Source organism: Pseudosulfitobacter sp. SM2401 (assembly GCF_042932805.1).
Taxonomy (GTDB): Bacteria; Pseudomonadota; Alphaproteobacteria; order Rhodobacterales; family Rhodobacteraceae; genus Ascidiaceihabitans.
In genome coordinates this window covers 1,600,164-1,619,972 of the sequence record NZ_CP170633.1, presented here as the reverse complement: position 1 = coordinate 1,619,972, position 19,809 = coordinate 1,600,164, and the positions used below count along the sequence as shown (strand labels likewise).

Here is a 19,809-nt window from a genome sequence, read left to right as displayed (position 1 = left end):
AGTCTCATTGTCCAGCGCCGTCGTTTTGTCGGCTGATTGTCGTTAGTTGTCCGGTTTGCGGCAGATTGTCATTGTATTTGGCCCGCAAAAGACTTTATCTAAAGGGTAGGAGTTCTGACGCAAAACCGCGTCGCATCTTCTAAAATGAGTTTCGCTGCGGTGGACACCGGGCAGTTCTTTGAAACATCAAGGACTACCCAGATCACGCAGACCGATTGAGCCCCGCATCAAGGTGTGTGGCTGAGAGACGCTGACGGATCGCAAACATCGCGACACGCAGCATATAATGGATGCGCCGCCTGAATGGGTGGGCGTGTCGGAGAAGAAACGCGATGACGCGCGCGATAGCATTGAGCATCACAGCAGAGGGTCTTTTGGCCCCGTACTGCCGCGCGTCCCACTTCGCCCTGACAAGTCACCCTCCAAAAGCCACTGCTCCTCCGGGGCGGCGCCTTCTTGCACGGTGCAAACGGACAATATGCCTAAGAAAATGCTTATCGATGCCACCCACGCGGAAGAAACCCGCGTCGTGGTGGTCGACGGAAACAAGGTCGAGGAATTCGATTTTGAATCCGAAAATCGCCGCCAACTGGCCGGCAACATCTATCTCGCAAAAGTAACACGGGTCGAACCGTCGCTGCAGGCGGCGTTTGTGGATTATGGCGGCAATCGTCATGGTTTCCTCGCGTTCAGCGAAATCCACCCGGATTATTACCAAATCCCCGTCGCGGACCGTGAGGCCCTGATGGAAGAAGAGCGCGCCTATGCAGAAGCACAGCGCGCCCGTGACGACGAAGAAGACAAGCCAAAGCGCACCTCGCGGTCGCGCTCGCGCAGTCGTTCCAAAACCAAAGCGTCGGATGTTGTAACCGATGATGCCGTTGCCTCGACCGAGGTTGAGGGCGAAATCAGCGGCATGGAAACCATCGACCTTGACGGCGAAGACACGCTGGCAGGGGAGGTCGGTGAAGCCGCATCACCGATGGTGACGGTTGCGGACACGCCAGTCGAAACGCCAAGCGCGGATGAGTCTGAGGACGCTGTCGAAGCGACAGAAGAACCATCAGACGACGCTTCCGAAGATGACGCATCCGAGGCCGACGCAGAAGAGTCCAAAGGCTCCAAAGCGTCCTCTAAGGATGACAGCATCGAATCTGTAGCGGACGAAGACGACAGCGAAGACATTCGCCCGGCCCGCAAGCCACGCCCTCGTCGCTACAAGATCCAAGAAGTTGTTAAAGTACGCCAGATCCTGTTGGTTCAGGTCGTCAAAGAGGAACGCGGCAACAAGGGCGCTGCCCTGACCACGTATCTGTCTTTGGCCGGTCGTTACTGCGTCTTGATGCCAAACACGGCCCGCGGCGGCGGCATTTCCCGCAAGATCACCAACGCTGTGGACCGCAAAAAACTAAAAGAGATCGCCAACGAAATCGAAGTGCCACAAGGTGCTGGCCTGATCGTGCGTACAGCCGGTGCCAAGCGCACCAAAGCCGAGATCAAGCGTGACTATGAATATCTGCAACGCCTGTGGGAACAAATCCGCGAGCTGACGTTGAAATCCATCGCGCCGTCTAAAATCTACGAAGAGGGCGATTTGATCAAACGCTCGATCCGCGATTTGTACAACCGCGAGATTGACGAAGTGTTTGTTGAAGGTGAACGCGGCTACCGCATTGCCAAAGACTTCATGAAAATGATCATGCCGTCGCACGCCAAAAACGTGAAACGCTATGAAGACACGTTGCCGCTGTTTGCGCGCTATCAGGTCGAAAGCTATCTGGGCGGTATGTTTAACCCGACCGTGCAATTGCCATCTGGCGGTTACATCGTGATCGGCGTGACCGAAGCGCTGGTGGCGATTGACGTCAACTCTGGTCGCGCGACCAAAGAGGCATCAATCGAGCAAACCGCAACCAAGACCAACCTTGAAGCTGCGGCCGAAGTCGCGCGTCAATTGCGTCTGCGTGACCTTGCTGGCCTGATCGTCATCGACTTTATCGACATGGACGAACGTAAGAACAACGCCTCTGTCGAAAAGATGATGAAGGACAAACTGAAGACGGATCGCGCCCGCATTCAAGTGGGTCGCATTTCGGGCTTTGGTCTGATGGAAATGTCGCGCCAACGTTTGCGTCCTGGCATGATCGAGGCAACAACACAGCCTTGTCCTGCGTGTCACGGCACCGGTTTAATCCGTTCGGACGACAACCTTGCGCTGTCGATCCTACGCCAAATCGAAGAAGAAGGTACACGTCGTCGTTCGCGCGAAGTTTTGGTCCGTTGCCCGATTGGCATCTCGAACTTCTTGATGAACCAAAAGCGCGAGCACATCGCGCAAATCGAAGCACGCTACGGCATGGCCGTGCGGATTGAAGGCGATCCATCCTTGATCAGCCCTGATTTCAGCATCGAGAAATTCAAAACTGCCGTGCGCAATATCTCGGCTGTGACTGCGCCCGTGGTGTCGGTTGACACGTCCATCATGGACAAGATCGACGAAGCAGATGCCGCCGCAGCAGACGCCCAAGAAGCCGCGGATCGCGCTGCGGATCAATCGGCAGACCAAGCATCGGATCAATCCAGTGCCGCTGTCTCGACCGAGGTGCCCGTTGGTGAAGACGGCGAGCCGAAACCGAAACGTCGTCGTCGGCGGCGTCGGCGGAAAAAATCGTCTTACACCGAGGGCCAAGACGGCGTTGAAGCGGGTGACACTCAGAGCGAAGGTGACGCGCCTGCTGAGCCGGTTGCTGAGGCCGATGTCGCGGCTGATGCCACGCCTGAAACCGAAGTCGCGGCCGAAGAAAAGCCAAAGCCGAAGGTGACACGCACGCGCTCAACCAAATCGACAGCGGCGTCCAAAGCAGCCTCCGCTGCGGTTGCGGATGCGAATGCCGCAACCGATGCAAAGGCGGATGACGCGCCTGTGGTTGAGGCCGAAGTTGACGCAAAAGCCGAAGAAAAGCCAAAGGCCACGCGCAAGCCACGGGCAAAAGCAGCGCCGAAACCAAAGGCTGAACCAAAGCCTAAGGCCGCCGCAAAACCCAAAGCTGAACCCAAACCAAAGACAACGCGTACGCGCACCACCAAGCCAAAGACGGCCGTAGTGGTTGAGCCTGCCGCCGAGCAAGCCGCGCCGCCCGAGCCAGTCGCGGAACCTGCAGTGATCGCAGTGCCGGAACCGGTTGTCGCACCAACGCCAGAGCCTGCCGCGCCACCTGCGCCAGAGCCTGTAATCGCCAAACCAGAAGAGCCAGCCAAGCCTAAGCGGCGCGGTTGGTGGTCACTGGGTGGCAGCAAGTAAAACGACAAAAAGGCGGGCCAAACGGTCCGCCTTTTTCAATTCCGAGGCAGTCTGGCTCTAGCGCGTTTTGCGGATCACATAGGTCTGATCGGAACCGTTCGTGTCCGTCGACACCAGCTGATGACCGCTTTGGGCGCAGAAATGCGGCACATCGATGATCGCGGCGGGATCATCCGCAACAACCGTCAAATCGTCGCCAATTGCCAAAACCTGCAAGCGTTTGCGTGCCTTCAATACGGGTAGGGGGCACAGCAAGCCACGCGCATCCAGATGGGTTTTTTCATTGCTCATATCGCTCCAGATAGGGCCAATGTTTCACCCTGTCCACAAGGTTGTGACCGCGCGTTTGTGCCGAGCCTAGTGACGGGCCCACCGAATTCGCATAGCAGTGGCCTATGTTTGGATTTGAAATCATCGACGCAGGCTTACTCCCTGCCATGGCCATCGCCCTGTTCGCAGGTGTCGTTAGCTTTTTGTCACCTTGCGTACTGCCCATCGTGCCGCCGTATTTGGCGTACATGAGCGGGGTTAGCGTCAGCGAAATGACCGATGAAAAATCCGCGCAACGCAAAGCGATTGTCGCTGCCTTGTTCTTTGTTCTGGGGCTGAGCACGGTGTTCATCCTACTCGGGTTTGCGGCCTCGGCGTTCGGTGCGTTTTTCCTGCAAAATCAAATCCTTTTTGCCCAGATTTCCGGTGTCGTGATCATCATCTTTGGCCTGCATTTTGTTGGGCTTTTCCGCATTCCGTTTCTGGACCGCGAGGCGCGGATGGATGCCGGTGATCAGGGGGGGTCTTCGTTCGGGGCCTACGTTTTGGGCCTTGCCTTTGCCTTTGGTTGGACGCCGTGCATCGGCCCGCAACTGGGCGCGATCCTATCGCTTGCTGCATCAGAAGGGTCCGTCGCACGCGGCACTATGTTGCTTGGTATTTACGCTATCGGTTTGGGCCTGCCATTCTTGTTGGCCGCGATCTTTATCAGCCGCGCCATGGGGGTGATGAACCGCATCAAACGCCACATGGTTCTGATCGAACGCATTATGGGCGGTTTGCTGATTTTGGTGGGGCTGGCGCTGCTGTTTGGTGCGATGTCCAGCATGTCGTTCTGGTTGCTTGAAACCTTTCCGTTTCTGGCAGCACTGGGGTAGTTGCGTTACGCCATATTTTGGTCAAACATGGTTGCTAGGGATCTCTTAACAAAAGGAGAACTACCCCATGGAAACATTTTTTATCATCGCAATTACACTGGCAATTTTTGCCTTTTTGATTTGGCTATGTATTTTCGTGCCGCTGAAAATGGCACGTAACAGAAACCGCAGCGGGCTTGGTTGGGTTTTGATCAGCGTCCTCGTCAGTCCGCTTGTTGCGATTGTGGCATTGCTGGCGATGGGCCCGGCAGAAGACAAAACCGATTTGTCTGAAACCTTTGCATGACAAATGACGCTGATGAAGCGGTGAAAAAGCGGCGGGTGTTTTACATCCCGGGCTATGATCCGATTCATCCGCGTCGCTACCGCGAATTGTACCGCTCTGAGGGCAAAGCGCAGGCCGAAATTTCGCAATACTATCTGAAACTGCGCCCCAAAGAGGGCGGCGGCAACTATGGCTGGCAGGTCGATAGCCTGATCGATGACACCGAGGTGCATGCCGACGTCGAGGTGCTGGTGTGGTCCGACATCGTGCGCGATAGTATGGCCAATTCCATTCCCGCGACCTACTGGCAACTGATCCGAACGGCGTGGGTGTACATCACATCCGGCGCGCTGTGGCGGCTGATGCGGCTACGCAAAGGGCCGGTGATCGCAGCGCTTTATCCCGTCGGAATGTTGCTGGTGCAACTGCTGCTGGCATGTTTGGCATTCTACGTGGTCGGTACGGTGATTGGCAAAGCATCACGACTATTAGAAGAGGCGATTTACGGCCCCGTCATGTTTTGGCCTAAATGGTTTGAGGAAACGATCATCGCGGCATGCTTAGGTGGTCTTGCTGCATTTTACCTAACCTTGCGCTGGTTCAAGGCACAAGACGCCAAGTTTTTTGTCTACTATCTCATGCACGACTATGCGTATTCGGCTGCCTCGCGTGGCGCAAACCCGCCCGAGCTAGAGGCACGCATGGCCGAATTCCGGGCTGACATCGCCAACGCACTGCACTCGGATGTGGACGAAGTTCTGGTCGTCGGCCATTCCTCAGGCGCGCATTTGGGCGTGTCGATCTTGTCTGACCTGATCCGCATGGGCGAAGCCCCCGAGGCTGGCCCAACTCTGTCGTTTCTGTCGTTGGGGCAGGTGGTGCCGATGGTTTCGTTCCTGCCACAGGCACATCGGTTGCGCGCCGATTTACAATTCCTATCCACCCAAGACCGCCTGACATGGGTCGATGTCACAGCCCCGGGCGATGGTTGCGCCTTTGCGTTGTGCGATCCGGTGTCCGTGTCTGGGGTTGCCACAGATGGCAAGCGCTGGCCGTTGGTATTGTCCGCCGCATTCACCCAGACCCTCAGCCCAGAGCGTTGGAAATCCTTGCGTTGGAAATTTTTCCGCCTGCATTTTCAATACATGTGCGCCTTTGATCGACCTGGAAACTACGACTACTTTCAAATCACTGCGGGCCCAAAAACACTGGGCGATCAATATCGCGGGCGGGCACCGTCCAAATCGCGGATCGATCACGCGGTGTCAAAATACAGGTCTATTGCGCCATGACGGATCTGCCGCCAAAGCCTTCCAGCCGCCCATCCAAAGTGTCGCTGTGGCGCTACGTCCGCCTGTTTCGTCAAGACATCCTGTCGGCCCAGCCCGCGCGCCTGTACCGGGCTTGGATGGCCGAATTCCGCACACCGTTTTTCCGCAGCTACCTGATGAACCAACCGGAGTTGGTGAAAACCGTGCTCAAGGATCGCCCCGATGATTTCCCAAAGTCGGACCGTATCGGCGAAGGCTTACGTCCGTTGCTGGGGAATTCGGTGTTCCTGACCAACGGTGAGGTTTGGAAGAAACAGCGGCGCATCATTGATCCCGCGTTTGAGGGCGGACGTCTGCGCGAAACCTATCCGGCAATGTGGGCCGCAGCGGAATCGGCGGCAGAGCGTTTGGCGACGCAAGCGGGGCTGGTGGTCGAGATCGAAGAGCAAACCAGCCACGCTGCCGCCGACGTGATCTTTCGCACGCTGTTTTCGATCCCGATCGAACACGCCGTCGCGCGCGAGGTGTTTGACGAATTCAAAACCTATCAGCGCAGTCAGCCAATCCTGAACCTGGCTGCCTTTATTCCGCTGCCCAAATGGATGCCGCGTCTGTTTCGCAAAGACACCAAAGCCAGCGCCAAACGCATCCGCGCGCTGATTACGCAACTGACCCAAGATCGTATGGACGCGATCCGCTCGGACACCGCCCCCGACGATTTGGCAACCAAGATCATGACCACTGCTGATCCTGTTACCGGCGATCAGTTCAGCACCGAAGAAATGGTCGATCAAGTTGCTATCTTTTTCCTTGCAGGCCATGAAACCAGCGCGTCGGCTCTCGCGTGGGCCCTGTACTTGATGGCGCGTTACCCGGAATGGCAGGACAAAATCGCCGAGGAAGCCAAGGCGCTCAGCGGTCCGGATTTTGGGCAGATATCCAAGTTGCGTATCTCGCGCGATGTGTTCCGCGAAACACTGCGTTTGTATCCGCCTGTGCCGATGATGGTGCGCGAAACCAGCTGCCCCGAGCATTTTCGCGACCGTGATGTCGCGACCGGCAGTCAGGTTGTGATTAGCCCATGGCACCTGCACCGGCATGAACGGCTGTGGGACAATCCGGACGGGTTTGATCCGACCCGCTGGGCCACGGAAAATGGCAAAACCTGTCAGCGCGATGCGTTCATCCCGTTTTCTGCTGGCGCGCGTGTCTGCACGGGGGCCGGGTTTGCCATGGTCGAAGGGCCGCTGATCTTGTCGCGCCTGTTACGTGACCTTCGGGTCGAGCTGGACGGCGAAGATGCGCCTGTTCCGGTGGCACATCTGACTGTGCGTTCAAAAGACGGGATCAGACTGCGGATTGTCCGCCGCTAACATATACCAATTGGCGGCGTGTTGAATTACACCACCACAAACGTCGGAATCATTAAACGGGAATGTCTGTCATGTCGGATCAAGCGAAACAAATCGAAACGGGTGCGGGTTTCATCGCGGCATTGGATCAAAGCGGCGGGTCGACGCCAAAGGCGCTTGGGCTGTACGGCGTTGATGCATCGGCTTACGGGTCCGAGACCGAAATGTTCGCCGAAGTTCAAAAAATGCGCGCACGGATTATTCTGGCCCCTGATTTCAACAACAAAAAAGTGCTCGGCGCGATTCTGTTTGAACGCACAATGGGCGAAGAAATTGGCGGCAAATCCGTGCCAGACTATTTGTGGAACGACTGTGGTGTTGTGCCGTTCCTGAAGATCGACAAGGGTCTTGAGGACGAAGCAAACGGGGTTCAGTTGATGAAACCGATGCCTGGCATTGAAGCAACTTTGGCGGCGGCTAAGATTGCCGGTATCTTTGGCACCAAGGAACGTTCGGTGGTGAATTCTGCAAACGCAGACGGCATTGCACAGATCGTGGCGCAACAGTTTGAGTTGGCCAAAACTGTGATTGCCGCGGGTCTGGTCCCGATTGTTGAACCAGAAGTGAATATTCACGCAGACGACAAAGCCCAAGCCGAAGACATGCTGCGTGATGCGCTAATGGCGCAGCTTGAGACGTTGGAAGAGGGTCAAAACGTGATGCTCAAGCTAACAATTCCAGACGTTGCCGGCCAGTACGACGGTCTTGCCGATCACCCACGGGTTATGCGCGTCGTGGCATTGTCAGGTGGCTATTCGACGGATGATGCCTGCGCGCGTTTGGCCAAGAATTCCAAGATGATCGCCAGCTTTTCGCGTGCGCTGACCGAAGGGTTGCAGCGCGACATGTCTGACGCTGAATTTGACGCGGCTTTGGGTGTGAATATCGGCAAAATCTACGACGCATCCGTAGCCTAAGGCCCGCTTTGTACGGTCATTCGTGTCTTTTGAGTTCGCGTAGAACAAAGACACGGATGGCCGAGGCAAGACCGACATCGACGTCACGCTCTACATCAACTTCGCTTGCTAACGCATTGATGTGCATGTTTTTTCGGACTGCAATATTTCTAAATTCGGTCCAGAACGCGTCTTCTAAAGAAACAGATGTGCGGTGACCTTTTAGGGTCAGTGATCGTTTGATCGGGCGACCACTCATGTCTCGCGCTTGTGTTGGTCCAGCAGGCGCGTCGCTTTGTCTTGCACCTGGCGGTCCGTGTCTTTTTGCGCTTTGGATCGGCCAAATTTTACCGAGTTCGCGTCAGCCAGTGCAGATTTTGCAACCCGCGCTTTGGCTTTGCGAAACTGGTTCAGATTGACCGGATCGCTCATTTTGGCCCGATCATGTTTTCAGGGCGCACGACGCGTTCGAACGTCTCTTCGTCGACAAACCCCAGCGCAATCGCTTCTTCCTTAAGGGTTGTGCCGTTTTTATGCGCGGTTTTGGCGACTTTGGTCGCGTTATCGTAGCCGATTTCAGGCGCGAGCGCTGTAACCAGCATCAGGCTTTCGCGCATCAGTTTTTCGATGCGCACAGGATCGGCCTTAAGATCGGCAATCAGGTTATCGGTAAAGGCAGACGATGCATCACCCAAAAGTTGCATAGATTGCAACACGTTATAGGCCATCATTGGCTTGTAGACGTTCAATTCAAAGTGGCCTTGTGATCCGGCAAAACCGACCGCGGCATCGTTGCCCATGACATGGATGCAGACTTGGGTCAGCGCCTCGCATTGCGTCGGGTTCACTTTGCCCGGCATGATCGATGAGCCCGGTTCGTTTTCCGGCAACACCAATTCGCCCAAACCACAGCGCGGGCCAGAACCCAACAGGCGGATGTCATTGGCGATCTTGAACAAGGACGCGGACACGGTTTTCAGCGCACCGGAGATTTCGACCATCGCGTCATGCGCGGCCAAAGCCTCGAATTTGTTTGGGGCTGTGATGAACGGCAGGCCGGTGATGTCGGCCATGTTTTTGGCGACCATTTCGCCCCAACCGGCTTTGGTGTTCAGGCCGGTGCCGACCGCAGTGCCGCCTTGCGCCAACTCGTAAATACGGCCCAATGCATCGTTTATGCGACGCATGCCCATCGCAACTTGATGCGTATAGCCAGAAAATTCCTGGCTCAGCGTCAGTGGCGTTGCGTCTTGGGTGTGGGTGCGTCCGATTTTGATGATGCCGTCGAATTCTTCGACCTTGGCCTGCAAACCCGCGTGCAGTTTTGCCAAGCCGGGCAGCAGCACATCGCGCGCCATCATTGCTGTAGAAATGTGCATCGCTGTCGGGAATGTGTCGTTAGACGACTGCCCCATGTTGCAGTGATCGTTCGGGTGCACGGGGTCTTTTGATCCGATCACACCGCCCAGAATTTCAATCGCGCGGTTGGCGATGACCTCGTTGGAATTCATGTTCGATTGCGTACCAGACCCGGTCTGCCAAACCACCAAGGGAAAGTTGTCGTCGAATTTGCCGTCAACGACTTCGCCTGCGGCAGTAACAATCGCGTTGCCGCGTGTTTCATCCAAATCGCCCAGTTCCATGTTGGCCTGTGCGCAGGCTTTTTTGATCACGCCCAGCGCACGTACAATGGCGATGGGCTGTTTTTCCCAACCGATGGGAAAATTGATTATCGAGCGTTGCGTTTGCGCGCCCCAATATTTGTCAGCGGGCACTTCCAGAGGGCCAAAACTATCGGTTTCTGTACGGGTTTGGGACATCTGGTGGCTCCTAAAATCTGCGGGTAAAATCCCTTTGGGCGCGGTTTAACGCGCTAAAGCTTAACGTGCAATTGCAGCGCGTGCGCTAAAGGCGTGCTATTTGCGGAAACTGTCCAATGAAACAACTTCGGCGTCTTTAGGGGCCGCTGCTGGTGCAGGGGCATCGCTGGATTTGGTTTCCGGGGCTGCTTGCGCCTCGTCCGCAGTGGGCAGTTCGGTGATCTCAGCGGTGTCTTCGTCTTCATGCGCCTCAAATGCGAGGCCAAATTCGACGGACGGATCAACAAATGTTTTGATCGCATCGTAGGGTACAAACAGCGGTTCAGGAGAATCGCCAAAGTTCAGCTTGATGCCAAACCCGTCATCGCCCACCTCCAGATTGTCGTACCAATGCTGCATCACCACGGTCATTTCACCGGGGTAACGGTCAGACAGCCAATCGGCCAATTCCGCATCCGGATGGCTGGTGTCAAACGTAATGAAAAAATGGTGGTTGCCGGGCAAGCCATTGGCCTGAACGTCCAGCAACACCTTTTTGATAAGACCACGCATGGCCTCGTGCATCAGATTGCCGTAGTCGATATCCCGGCTCATGATCATCCCCATCATTGCTATGTTTACCATAAACTTTTTGGCAGCAGTGAAAAGAGGGGTTTTGGGGAATTTAACCGACTTTAGACAAAGCTGATGACGACCCCCGCGCAGGCCATGATCACAAGGGTCAGGGTCAGCCCGCGTTTCAGCCACACCATTAACGCCGCAGCACTTAGCGTCAGGACCAAAGCATGGATGTTAAGCGTGCTTGGGTCGGGCAGGGGCAAGGCCCCCCAATGGGTGATTTGATCGAATATGACATGCAGCGCGAACCAAATCGACAGGTTCAAAATGACGCCGACAACCGCCGAGGTGATGCACTGCAACGCATTGGCCAGTTTGGGGCGATCCGTTAAGGTTTCGATGTAAGGACCGGCGACAAAAATCCACAAAAAGCAGGGTGTAAACGTGACCCAAAGCGCCACAGCACCCGCGGCCAACGCCAATCCAATGCCGCCCTGCGCGTAGCCTGCCAACAGCGCGACAAATTCAGTCACCAAGATCAGCGGCCCCGGCGTGGTTTCCGCCAACCCAAGCGCGTCGATCATTTGCCCCGATGTAATCCAGCCGTAATCCTGCACGACGGTCTGGCTCATGTAGGCCAAAACCGCGTAGGCCCCGCCAAATGTGACCACTGCAAGTTTCGAGAAAAACAACCCGACTTGAGTCAAGAACGTCTGATCATAAAGCGCAAGCAGGATCAGCGGCGTGGCCCAAAGCATACCCCAAATGGCGATCACCCCAAGCGTGTTTGGTCGTCGCATCGGCGCACGAACAGGTGCGGTTTGCCCATCAGCTGTGAGATAACCGTACAGACCCGCACCCGCGACCAGCAGCGGAAACGGAAGGCCAAACGCGAACAACGCCACAAAGGCGATCGCTGCAATCACCCATGCGGCGCGGGTCTTGAGTGCCTTTTTTCCCAGCCGCAACAGGGCTTGGAGGACGACAATGATGACTGCCGCTTTGATGCCCAAAAATGCGGCTTGCACCAATGGCAATTGTCCGTAAATCACGTAGCCCAGCGCCAGTGCAAGAATGACCAGTGCGCCGGGGATGACGAACAATAACCCTGCCAGCAGGCCACCAAACGTGCCGCGCAAACGCCACCCCGCATAGGTCGCCATCTGCATGGCTTCGGGTCCCGGCAACAACATGCACAAGGACAACGCGCGCAAGAACTGGTCTTCGTTCAGCCACTTGCGGCGTTCGACCAATTCGGCGTGCATCAATGCGATTTGCGCAGCCGGCCCGCCAAATGACAGCAAGCCGATGCGCCCAAAGGCGCTGAACAACTCCTTTGTTGAGATGCTCATTTGCCGCGCCCTGCGGGCCAATCGTGGCGTTCACCAGCGCCGTCACGCGCCCAACGATACAAGGCGTCGTACATCGCCATTCCGGCGTCTAGCTGGTCATGATCATCGCGAAATTGGCGCGACAAACCAACGGATAAAGCCAGCAAACCGGCGGCCTCGGGCGCGAGGTCGTGTGCGTTCGTGTCGGCGGCGCGGATCACAGTCGAAAGTTTGTCGAGCGCTGCTGTGCGCAATCCGAATTCATCCAGCATGGTGTCAAAGGTGCATTTCTCGTCGCGGTGGCTCCAGAACACGTCCTCAACATCAAACGGCGTGGCGCTGTAGCGATCCGCGACGCCCATGACTTCAGCAGGGGACACGAACAGAAAACGCGCGCCGGGATCGACAAAACGGCGGATCAACCAAGGGCAAGCGATGCGGTCGATCTTTGGCCGGTGCCGCGTCACCCAAAGCGTGTGCCCATCCACGGGGGCAGGCAGTGCCGCGGCCGGAACGCGCGGCGCACCATCCAGATTTCGCCAGCCGTAATTGCCACCGCTCAGGTATTCGGCCTTGTGCCCATCGTTGCGCAACCGCGCGACCAAGCCTTGGCTTAGCTTGATGCCTTGCTGGCAGGTGACAACCGCAGGGCGACCACCCAACAGCGCGACCAGACCGGCAATGTCGGTGTGGGGGTGACGAAACGCAGCAGGGATCATGAACGGATCGTCCGCAAAATCCGGATCGATTGAGATATCGATGATCATCGGCGCATTCGGTGTGCCGATCAGGCGTAACAATTGTTGAGGGGAGATTTCGTTTGGGGCAGCCATAGCATGCATCCTTTGTTTGGAAACACGCGAACTTCTGGCTGGCGCCTCACGGGGCGTTCGCAGTGAGAACCCCATGATTCAACTGATAGTCAATCAGGTGGGGCGGCGTCAATTGCTGATCTGATCAACCGATTTTGGTACCTGACAACATGAGCGCAAGCGAATCCGGTGGCAGTTGCCCCAGCTGTTCAAAGAATGAGAGGGAATCAAAGCTGTTGTACATTTCCGCGATCTTGTTGTCCTCGATGCGGACAGCAACGTGCGAGATCACATTTACCGGTTTGCCCCTGTGCGCGCAGGTACAGTGGGCATCAACAATCGCTGACAGCCAATCGTCCTGTTCAATAAACAGGCGGAATTCAAATGACATTTTATCCAAGATCGGACGGACCAAGCTGATCAGGTCACGCATGTCATCTGGCGGCACGACCAAATCAGGGAAAATACCAACGGCTTTGCCATTCGGGGCCATGTATTTTGAAATGGCGTCTAGATTGGCGTCGACCCACACCTCTTGATACCAGTTTTTCAACAGGGTTTGTTTGTCCGACGTCATCATCAACTTGGTCCTTCTTTGACCAATGCATAGCGCAAAATCCGTTAATGCTACCTGAACGCGTATCGCCAAATGCGCGTTATCTGGCTCCGGACACGCATAAAAATGTGAAAGCTTGTTAAGAATTGTTAGGATTTTGGAAAGTGCAGGCTTCTGTTGCCAGGTGCCTGCGAACCCCGCCTTAGGTCGCTAAACGTAAGGACTTAGATTTCAATAGATCCGGTCGCTTACGCGGCCATCGCCATTGGAGCACGATTGTTATTTGCAATTGTACATTTTGGGCCGATACGGTGGCACCCAGCCGAGAAAAAGCTAACTTCTTTAGACGTTTGTCGATCCTATTTCGACCCCATGATCCCCAAATAAAGGATGTTTGGTGGAGTCGCCGGGTACCGCCCCCGGGTCCAATCCGTTTATTACAAGCGCGTTTATTCCCATAGTCCCGAGGGACAACATCTATATAGGTGAGGTGTGGCCGTGTTGCAAATGGTGGTTTTGAGTATTTTTGATCACAACAACGCGGTAGGCTAGAAGTTAGCGCCGATCAGCCATGCCGCAAGGGCCGCTTCGATGCCGCCGAACACCAGAACTTTGAGCAGCGGCGGGTGATCCAGAACGATCGACAGAACCCGACCCATAGCGGCGCCGACAAAGGCAAAGCCGATCATCGCATACGCCAGAGGTTGGTTAATTGCGATGGCTGCCAGCCCCAAGATGACAAACAGGCCACCTACAGAGGCACGCATTTCGCTGAGGCCCATTGTGGATTTTGTGGTTTCCAGATCAAGGGCAGACGCGGTGTAGCGCGGTGCAAGGAACCCGAACAGGCCAAAGCCGATGGTTAGCAGCGCTGCGATGATGTTGATGATATCTGTCATGTTTTGTTAGGTAGCAGAGCAATGCGAAGAGGCAAGGGGGGCTTTGGTGATCGCTGTGCCTTAGTGCCACGCTTGAGGGTATGGCTGCTGCTATCGGTGTGCACAAAACAAACAGGTCTACACATCAAGAGGTTATTGCAGTTAAGGGTGTTGGCGGGCCAATATTTGACTTGCGCGACAAAGATGCTTGTAAGGCCGGTGACATTGACTTGAACGATGCGGTTTCACCTTGGCAACAGCAAGTGGCGCAACGGGACAGGCCGCGCTCTTGGTATGTACCGACCGAATTTTGGAGCTTGGTGGCAAGGGTTTGATCGATCCATCGAGACAAAAGCCAGGCCTTTGGCACCTCGTGTTGTTCGCATGTAATGAGGAAAACGCACCAAGCGTCGAAGTCTTGGGATCATGTGAATAGGGCGGCAGGCCTGACTATCGCCTGAAATCACGTCGTTTTCTGGCGTTTTTCCATCACGGATCTTGCGAGGTTCGTGGTGTAGTGTTCGAGTTCTGCCAATGTCGTGTCTGCACCGCTGGCGTCGTGTGCTTCGAGGGCGTCAGCAAGTTGTGTGTGTAATTCGATTATTCTGGCGCGATCGCGCGCGGAAAACGTGATCATGTTCATCAAGGGTTGCATCGCCTCGACCGCACCCGCCAACTGGTAGCTGAGCACCGGATTGCCGGCACCGTCCACCAGTGCGCGGTGGAATGCGACGTCTGAGGCGCAGAACGCTTCGTCCGTCAGACCCGGCTGCCCTTGGCGGTGGATTTCGGCGCGCATTGTGGCCAAATGATCGGCGCTACGGCGTTGTGCAGACAGGGGTGCGCAGGATCGCTCCAGGGCGTAGCGCGCCTCGCAGGCAGTCTCGAAACTGACGGCGTTCATGGACAACAGTAGCGTCGAAGTGGTGATTTGCTGCGGATACGCTTCTTCAAAGCTAAGCTTGTTGACAAATGCACCACCCGTGGCCCCGCGTTGCGTGCGGATCAGGGATTGCGCGGCCAGCCGTTTCAGCGCCTCGCGCACCGTCGGGCGCGATACTTCGAACTGGTCCGCCAATTCCGCCTCGGAGGGCAGGCGCTGATCAACAATCAACGCCCCGCTGATGATGGAATCGCGGATGGCTTTGGCGATTTGGGCCGAAAGGTCGGCGCTGCTGGAAGGATCAATTTTCATATGTCTTACATTTAATGTTTGTCAGAAATCTAAATGTCTGGCATTTGATTTGCAACGCTAGATTCGCAGCCAAGTTTGGAAAGGCCGAACCATGTCACACGTCACACGCATGGCCCTTTGGCTTAGCTTTTTTGGCCTGATCCTCGCCGCCTGGGCGATGATGTATATGATGAGCATGTCGATGGGACTGGACCTGATTGGTCGCCCCAGCGAGATGGCCGCAAAGATGGCGATGATGGATCCGCGTATGCCGATGGATATGCCCCAAGGTATGCCAATGGCGCGGTTTGGCCCGTTGTTTGCGATGTGGGCGATCATGATGGCGGCGATGATGCTGCCGACGATGGTGCCAACGCTGCGCAGTTACGAAGACCTGATGGTGTCGGCAGACGGCACGCGGGCAGGGTGGCTGGGCGTGATCGCAGGCTACGCTATCGTGTGGATCGCCTTTGCGGCGTTAATCGCAGGCGTGCAACTCGTGCTGCTTTACGGCGGTGTGATCGACATGCTGGGCATGGCCAAATCGCGCTGGGTCACGGCAGCTTTGTTGATCGCAGTTGGCCTATTCCAATTCACGCGCGCCAAAGAAATTTGCCACGGCGTTTGCCATTCCCCGATGATGTATTTCCTCGGCAACTGGAAAACCGGCACACTGGGCGGATTGCGCATGGGTCTGGGCCTTGGCGTGTTTTGCGTTGGCTGCTGCTGGGGCTTTATGGCGCTCGGCTTTGTCGGCGGCGTCATGAGCCTGCTTTGGATGGGGGCCGCAACCCTGTTCATGGTGCTAGAGAAATTGCCCCAAATCGGGCATGTTATTACAAAACCAATGGGGTTTGCGCTGATTTTGGCCGGTCTGGCCGTCATCGCATCCCCCCTTATCACTGGAGCTTGAAGCATGGCTGTGACACGGAAAAAAGACTCAGACAAGCTGCCGATTTCGCAGCGGATCGACAGCCGGATGCCAAATCCGGGGCGTCGTCAAATGACGCCGACAGAATGGTCGATCAAGGGCGAATTGTTCTTGAACTGCTCGTGCACAATGTTCTGCCCTTGCGTTGTTAGCCTTGGCGCGCATCCTCCTACCGAGGGCCACTGCCACGCGTGGATGGCGATTGCGATCGATGAGGGCCACTACGAGGGCGAAGACCTGTCAGGCCTGAACGTTGGTCTGTTGGTCGACATTCCGGGCCGCATGGGCGAGGGCAACTGGAAGGTCGCCGCCTACGTTGATGAGCGCGCCTCGGGCAAAGCCTACAACGGCATTTTGCAAATCTTTAGCGGTGCGGCAGGCGGCACAACCGGCTTGTTCACGATGCTGGTGTCCGAGATCATCGGGGCCGAACGCGCACCCGTTGAAATCGTGCGTGAAGGGAACAAACGTTCCATCATGATTGGCCGCAAAATCCAGGGCGAGATCGAGATGATCACCGGCAAGGACAAAGCGCATCCGGTGATGGTGTCCAATTCCAAATACTGGATGGGGCCGGATATTATTGCGGCCAAGGGCCTGAAATCCAAGGTGCGCGATTACGGTCGCGTTTGGGATTTTGACGGCATGTCAGCCGAGATTTGCCCGATCGACTGGAAAGGTCCAAAGCCTTGATAGATCCTGCCTACGTACGCGCCATGGCGCAATATAATGCGTGGCAAAACAATCAGTTGTTGCCCATTCTTAATGCAATGACGTTTGACGACCTGACCAAAGAGCGCGGTGCGTTCTTTGGATCTATTTTTGGCACGCTAAACCATCTTTTGTGGGGTGATACGCTCTGGCTCAACCGGTTTGATCCCAGCGTACTCGCAGCCGAAGCCGCAATGCCGCACAGTTTGACATTGTATCCGACGCTTGCCGAATGGAGCGCGCAACGCTTTCGCACGGATGGGCGGATCACCCTTTGGGCTGAACGTCTGAAAGCCGTTGATCTGATCGGAGATCTGACCATGCACAACCGCGCGCAGGATCGCGAAATGACCAAACCCATGGCGTCTTGCGTCATCGGTTTTTTCAACCACCAGACCCATCACCGCGGACAAGTCCACGCCATGCTGACAGCAGCAGGCCAAGACGCCCCCGTCAGTGATTTGATCTATATGCCACCTCTCCAATAACCGAGTTTTCGATCATGACACTCATCTCTCCTTCACGCCGTTTGCGCCGCACACCCTTTTCTGATGGTGTCGAAGCGGCGGGCGTCAAAGCCTACACTGTCTACAACCGCATGCTGTTGCCCACGGTTTTTGAAAGCGTGCAGGCCGATTATCATCATCTAAAATCTGCCGTGCAGGTTTGGGATGTGGCGGCCGAGCGGCAGGTCGAATTGCGCGGCCCTGACGCCACGCGGCTGATGCAAATGCTGACACCGCGCGATCTGCGCAGGATGCTGCCGGGGCAATGCTATTACGTTCCAATCGTTGATGAAACCGGCGGCATGCTCAACGATCCGGTGGCGGTGAAACTGTCCGAGGATCGTTGGTGGATTTCGATTGCCGACAGCGATTTGTTGTTGTGGGTCAAAGGCATCGCCAACGGCTATCGTTTGGATGTTTTGGTGGACGAACCGGACATCAGCCCGCTTGCGATCCAAGGCCCCAAAGCAGACGAGCTGATGGCGCGCGTCTTTGGCGACCGTGTCCGCGACATCCGGTTTTTCCGCTTTGATATGTTTGAATTCATGGGGCAGGATTTGGCGGTTGCCCGCTCTGGCTATTCCAAACAGGGTGGATTTGAGATTTACGTTGAAAACAGCGAAATCGGCATGCCTTTGTGGAACGCATTGTTTGCAGCCGGTGAAGACCTCGATGTGCGCGCCGGATGCCCCAACGGGATCGAGCGGATCGAAGGCGGCTTGCTGTCTTATGGCAACGACATGACCGACGACAACACACCGCACGAATGTGGCTTGGGCCGGTTCTGTGACACGCAAACCGCGATTGGATGTATCGGTCGTGACGCGTTGTTGCGCGTGGCCAAAGAAGGACCTGTGCAGATGGTCGCGCCCATTTCGATTGGCGGTGACGCTGTGCAGGGCTGCGATCGCGTTTGGCCATTGCGCGCCGGTGGCAAGCGGGTGGGGCAAATCACCTCGGCTGCGTGGTCGCCCGATTTCCAAACCAACGTCGCGATCGGCATGGTGCGTATGACCCACTGGGATGCGGGCACCAAAATCGAGGTCGAAACGCCCGACGGCATGCGCCCTGCGGTTGTGCAGGACAAGTTCTGGATTTGAAATAAACGAAATGGTCCAAATGCTTAGGGCCGTTTCTTGATGTAACTGGGGGCAACCCCGAAATGGAGACTATTATGTTTGATGCACTGGTTTTGACCCAAGGCGAAGACGGCAAAGCAACCGCAGCGATGCAACAGCTGAGCGTTGATGATTTGCCTGCCGGCGATGTGGTTGTGAACGTGGAATACACCACGGTGAACTACAAAGACGGTCTATGCCTCAGCCCCAAAGGCGGCGGTTTGGTGCGCAACTACCCGCATGTTGGTGGTATCGATTTTGCGGGAACGGTCGAATCTTCGGACGATGCACGTTACACAGCAGGCGACAAAGTTGTGCTGACCGGCTGGCGCGTTGGCGAAGTTCACTGGGGTGGTTACGCGCAAAAGGCACGCGTCAAAGCCGACTGGTTGGTGCCGCTGCCCGCAGGTTTGGACACACGCCAAGCGATGGCCGTCGGCACCGCTGGTTTCACGTCAATGCTGTCGGTCATGGCGCTGGAAGATCACGGGATCAAAGACGGTCCTGTTTTGGTCACTGGCGCTGCGGGCGGCGTCGGGTCTGTTGCGGTTGCGATTTTGGCAGCACTTGGCCACCAAGTCGCAGGCGTCACGGGGCGCCCGGAAACGGGTGACTACCTGAAATCCCTTGGCGCGACCCAAATCGTTGCGCGCGAGGAATTGAACGAGACCATCAAACGCCCGATGGAGGCCGAAACCTGGGGCGGTTGCATCGATGCGGTTGGTGGCGAAATGCTGGCGCGCGTGTTGGGTCAAATGCAGTACGGCGCGTCCGTGGCTTCGGTTGGTTTGGCTGGCGGCGCGGGTCTGCCCGCCACTGTCATTCCATTCCTGCTGCGCGGCGTGAACTTGCTGGGGATCGACAGCGTCATGCAACCCTATGAAAACCGTCTGCGCGCATGGGAACGGATCGCCAAAGATTTGCCGATGGACAAGCTTGAGGCGATGGTTGTGCCTGCGACCATGTCTGATCTGCCAAAACTGGGCGCGGACATCCTGAATGGTCAGGTAAAGGGGCGCGTTGTTGTCGACGTGAACGCCTAAGCGGTTTATGAGAGGCTCCAAAGCGCAAGCCGAACAGTGGAAGCCGGTTTTCCGGTGACCTTGCGCGACCCAAAAGAC

General features: G+C 56.2%; 21 protein-coding genes and 1 other RNA gene. 11 read left to right on the top strand and 11 right to left on the bottom strand.

The genetic code is table 11. From position 1 onward, the window contains the following. Positions 1-478 precede the first annotated feature (478 nt). A complete protein-coding gene (locus tag ACFIO0_RS08010; protein ID WP_390914822.1) occupies positions 479-3,301 on the top strand; it encodes an Rne/Rng family ribonuclease in 2,823 nt (940 codons plus the stop codon). A gap of 57 nt (positions 3,302-3,358) precedes the next feature. On the opposite strand, the gene ACFIO0_RS08005 is transcribed toward ACFIO0_RS08010, so the two are convergent. Beyond that, positions 3,359-3,592 carry a sulfurtransferase TusA family protein gene (locus ACFIO0_RS08005; protein ID WP_390914821.1) on the bottom strand — a complete coding sequence of 78 codons (234 nt, stop codon included), beginning with the start codon at positions 3,590-3,592 and terminating at the stop codon, positions 3,359-3,361. Between the two features lie 104 nt (positions 3,593-3,696). Between ACFIO0_RS08005 and ACFIO0_RS08000 the strand changes: the two genes are divergently transcribed. From ACFIO0_RS08000 to ACFIO0_RS07980, 5 genes are all read left to right on the top strand, one after another. Next, a complete protein-coding gene (locus tag ACFIO0_RS08000) occupies positions 3,697-4,449 on the top strand; it encodes a cytochrome c biogenesis protein CcdA (protein ID WP_390914820.1) in 753 nt (250 codons plus the stop codon). A 67-nt stretch (positions 4,450-4,516) separates the two neighbouring features. Further along, positions 4,517-4,735 carry a hypothetical protein gene (locus tag ACFIO0_RS07995; protein ID WP_390914819.1) on the top strand — a complete coding sequence of 73 codons (219 nt, stop codon included), beginning with the start codon at positions 4,517-4,519 and terminating at the stop codon, positions 4,733-4,735. Further along, positions 4,732-6,006, top strand: coding sequence for a hypothetical protein (locus ACFIO0_RS07990; RefSeq protein WP_390914818.1), 1,275 nt, complete (start codon positions 4,732-4,734; stop codon positions 6,004-6,006). The genes ACFIO0_RS07995 and ACFIO0_RS07990 overlap by 4 nt, the downstream gene beginning before the upstream one ends. Further along, positions 6,003-7,358 carry a cytochrome P450 gene (locus tag ACFIO0_RS07985; RefSeq protein ID WP_390914817.1) on the top strand — a complete coding sequence of 452 codons (1,356 nt, stop codon included), beginning with the start codon at positions 6,003-6,005 and terminating at the stop codon, positions 7,356-7,358. Before ACFIO0_RS07990 ends, ACFIO0_RS07985 begins: the two co-directional genes overlap by 4 nt. A 62-nt stretch (positions 7,359-7,420) precedes the next feature. Beyond that, positions 7,421-8,314: a fructose bisphosphate aldolase gene (locus tag ACFIO0_RS07980; protein WP_390914816.1), complete on the top strand. Its 894-nt coding sequence runs from the start codon at positions 7,421-7,423 to the stop codon at positions 8,312-8,314. A 16-nt stretch (positions 8,315-8,330) separates the two neighbouring features. Here the strand turns inward: ACFIO0_RS07980 and ACFIO0_RS07975 are convergent, their stop codons facing one another. The 10 genes from ACFIO0_RS07975 to ACFIO0_RS07930 form a co-directional block, all read right to left on the bottom strand. Then, positions 8,331-8,552: a ribbon-helix-helix domain-containing protein gene (locus tag ACFIO0_RS07975; RefSeq protein WP_390914815.1), complete on the bottom strand. Its 222-nt coding sequence runs from the start codon at positions 8,550-8,552 to the stop codon at positions 8,331-8,333. Further along, positions 8,549-8,725, bottom strand: a complete 177-nt coding sequence (locus ACFIO0_RS07970; protein WP_390914814.1) for a DUF4169 family protein — start codon at positions 8,723-8,725, stop codon at positions 8,549-8,551. The genes ACFIO0_RS07975 and ACFIO0_RS07970 overlap by 4 nt, the downstream gene beginning before the upstream one ends. Further along, the gene (gene fumC / locus ACFIO0_RS07965; protein ID WP_390914813.1) at positions 8,722-10,113 is read right to left on the bottom strand and encodes a class II fumarate hydratase; all 1,392 of its coding nucleotides are present in this window, start codon (positions 10,111-10,113) and stop codon (positions 8,722-8,724) included. The genes ACFIO0_RS07970 and fumC overlap by 4 nt, the downstream gene beginning before the upstream one ends. 96 nt (positions 10,114-10,209) lie before the next feature. Then, a complete protein-coding gene (locus ACFIO0_RS07960; protein WP_390914812.1) occupies positions 10,210-10,707 on the bottom strand; it encodes a ClpXP protease specificity-enhancing factor SspB in 498 nt (165 codons plus the stop codon). A gap of 80 nt (positions 10,708-10,787) precedes the next feature. Next, positions 10,788-12,023, bottom strand: a complete 1,236-nt coding sequence (gene chrA, locus ACFIO0_RS07955) for a chromate efflux transporter (RefSeq protein WP_390914811.1) — start codon at positions 12,021-12,023, stop codon at positions 10,788-10,790. Continuing rightward, a complete protein-coding gene (locus ACFIO0_RS07950; RefSeq protein ID WP_390914810.1) occupies positions 12,020-12,835 on the bottom strand; it encodes a chromate resistance protein ChrB domain-containing protein in 816 nt (271 codons plus the stop codon). Before ACFIO0_RS07950 ends, chrA begins: the two co-directional genes overlap by 4 nt. A 124-nt stretch (positions 12,836-12,959) precedes the next feature. Beyond that, a complete protein-coding gene (locus ACFIO0_RS07945) occupies positions 12,960-13,394 on the bottom strand; it encodes an ester cyclase (RefSeq protein ID WP_390914809.1) in 435 nt (144 codons plus the stop codon). Between the two features lie 139 nt (positions 13,395-13,533). Continuing rightward, positions 13,534-13,881, bottom strand: a transfer-messenger RNA (tmRNA) gene (gene ssrA / locus ACFIO0_RS07940). 37 nt (positions 13,882-13,918) lie between these two features. Continuing rightward, the gene (locus tag ACFIO0_RS07935; RefSeq protein ID WP_390914808.1) at positions 13,919-14,269 is read right to left on the bottom strand and encodes a DUF4345 family protein; all 351 of its coding nucleotides are present in this window, start codon (positions 14,267-14,269) and stop codon (positions 13,919-13,921) included. 442 nt (positions 14,270-14,711) lie between these two features. Further along, a complete protein-coding gene (locus tag ACFIO0_RS07930; RefSeq protein WP_390914807.1) occupies positions 14,712-15,443 on the bottom strand; it encodes an FCD domain-containing protein in 732 nt (243 codons plus the stop codon). A 91-nt stretch (positions 15,444-15,534) separates the two neighbouring features. Between ACFIO0_RS07930 and ACFIO0_RS07925 the strand changes: the two genes are divergently transcribed. The 5 genes from ACFIO0_RS07925 to acuI all read left to right on the top strand — a co-directional run bounded on the left by ACFIO0_RS07925 (position 15,535) and on the right by acuI (position 19,731). Continuing rightward, complete coding sequence (locus ACFIO0_RS07925; protein ID WP_390914806.1) at positions 15,535-16,335, top strand: DUF2182 domain-containing protein; 801 nt, start codon at positions 15,535-15,537, stop codon at positions 16,333-16,335. A gap of 3 nt (positions 16,336-16,338) precedes the next feature. After that, positions 16,339-17,046, top strand: a complete 708-nt coding sequence (locus tag ACFIO0_RS07920; protein ID WP_390914805.1) for a DUF1326 domain-containing protein — start codon at positions 16,339-16,341, stop codon at positions 17,044-17,046. Further along, positions 17,043-17,552 carry a DinB family protein gene (locus ACFIO0_RS07915; protein WP_390914804.1) on the top strand — a complete coding sequence of 170 codons (510 nt, stop codon included), beginning with the start codon at positions 17,043-17,045 and terminating at the stop codon, positions 17,550-17,552. The genes ACFIO0_RS07920 and ACFIO0_RS07915 overlap by 4 nt, the downstream gene beginning before the upstream one ends. A gap of 14 nt (positions 17,553-17,566) precedes the next feature. Beyond that, positions 17,567-18,670, top strand: coding sequence for a dimethylsulfoniopropionate demethylase (locus ACFIO0_RS07910; protein WP_390914803.1), 1,104 nt, complete (start codon positions 17,567-17,569; stop codon positions 18,668-18,670). Between the two features lie 74 nt (positions 18,671-18,744). Beyond that, positions 18,745-19,731 carry an acryloyl-CoA reductase gene (gene acuI / locus ACFIO0_RS07905; RefSeq protein ID WP_390914802.1) on the top strand — a complete coding sequence of 329 codons (987 nt, stop codon included), beginning with the start codon at positions 18,745-18,747 and terminating at the stop codon, positions 19,729-19,731. Positions 19,732-19,809 lie beyond the last annotated feature (78 nt).